This is a genomic window from Coprococcus intestinihominis (genome assembly GCF_040096555.1).
GTDB classification, from domain to species: Bacteria; Bacillota; Clostridia; order Lachnospirales; family Lachnospiraceae; genus Coprococcus_A; species Coprococcus_A intestinihominis.
Window position 1 is genome coordinate 1 of the sequence record NZ_JBBMEK010000409.1, and the last position, 1,734, is coordinate 1,734.

2 protein-coding genes are annotated in these 1,734 nt (G+C 46.1%); both read left to right on the forward strand.

The features are described 5' to 3' along the window. Window positions 1-37 precede the first annotated feature (37 nt). Window positions 38-994, forward strand: coding sequence for an acyl-CoA dehydratase activase-related protein (locus WMO25_RS17715; RefSeq protein WP_349086523.1), 957 nt, complete (start codon window positions 38-40; stop codon window positions 992-994). Continuing rightward, the coding region (locus WMO25_RS17720) for a hypothetical protein (RefSeq protein WP_349086525.1) at window positions 994-1,734 on the forward strand (741 nt) is incomplete at its 3' end. The genes WMO25_RS17715 and WMO25_RS17720, both read left to right, overlap by 1 nt.

The window sequence follows — 1,734 nt, forward strand, 5'->3', positions numbered from 1 at the left end:
TGAATTTTAGATGTGCATACACAGAAAGGATATAGAGATGAAGGAAAGAAACAGTACGGCAGCCATCAGTGTGAAGGCACCTGTGATCGGACTGCCAAGGGCGATGCTGTATGATCGTTATGAAGTGTTGTGGAAGTCATTTTTTTCAGCGTTGGGCATGAAGGGTATTGTCAGCAAGCCTACCAATAAAGCGATGATCGAAGCGGGCTCAACACTGGCAATTGATGAAGCCTGTCTTTCCACCAAGATTTATCTGGGCCATATTCAGTCGCTGATCGGAAAGTGTGATTATATTCTTGTTCCGAGAATCAGCAATTTCGGTCTGCACCGGAATATGTGTACGAAGTTTGAATCACTATATGACGTTGTCTGTAATGTGTTCCGTAATACGGATCAGAAGTTTGTTGCCTACAATGTAGATGTTCTTCAGAAGATTGATGAAGAGAAGGCTTTTGTGGATCTCGGAACAGCCCTCGGCTATGATAGGAAGACGGCACAGAAGGCTTATAAGAGGGCGAAGAGGAACGAAAGTGAAGACTGGAAGAAGAAGGTTCACGAAGAGGAAGCTTTGTATAAGTCACAGAGTATTAAGGTATTGATCGTTGCCCACAGTTATGTGTTAGGCGATGCTTACATCGGACAGCCTGTTATTGATTACCTGAAGAGTATGGAAGTGACGCCGATCCGCGCAGATGTTGTAGATCGTAAGGAAGCACTGAAGCAGAGTGCGAAGGTATCAAAGACGCTGAAGTGGGAGCTGAGCCGTGAACTGATGGGCAGTATCCAGATGCATCGTGACAAGGTGGATGGTCTGATTCTCCTCAGCGCATTTCCGTGCGGACCGGATTCTATGGTGAATGAGATGATCATTCGTAAGTTCACCGGACTTCCGATTCTGAATATTGTTTTGGACAATCAGGATGGTACCGCCGGACTGGAGACGAGACTTGAGAGCTTCACGGATATCCTGAAGCTGAAGAAGGGGGTACTGTAATGGACATAGGAAAAAAGAAGGTGTCATTTCCAATGGTAGCTAATTACAACAGTGTGGTTCGCTACTTTGTGGAATGCGGTCTGGACGCGCAGTTTATCATGCCGCCGAAGATGACAAGGCGGACACTGGAGATTGGTTCGAGATACAGCCCGGATTATGTCTGTGCACCTTTTAAAAGCACATTAGGAAGTATGATCGATGCACTGGAAGCAGGTGCAGATACCCTGGTTATGACCATGGGATTATGCCGCCTGGGTTATTACGGCGAACTTCAGGAACAGATTATCCGTGATCTCGGCTATAATTTTGAGATGATCAATCTGGCAGAATATACAACGGGCAAGAACAGAGATTATCTGAAGGCGCTGCGCCGGATCAATCCGAAGATGAGTCTGGCAAAGTTTACACTGGCCGCTGCAGAGGGTCTGAAGATGGTGGAATATATCGATGAGATTGAGGCAGAATACTACAGAAATTGCGGTTTTGAACTCAACAAAGGTGACTATAAGAAAGCGTTGGACAGATTTTATCTGGCGATGAATATGGCGAAGTCCAAGAAGGATGTGGAGGAAGGCTATCGCGAAGCAAAACGTGAATTTAACCGCATTTCGATGGACAAGCCGGAGCAGCCTTTAAGAGTGGGTATCGTCGGAGAATATTTTACCATCATGGATCCTTTCTCCAATCTGGATCTTGAACAGAAGCTGGCGGATATGGGTGTGGAAGTGCATCGCTGGATG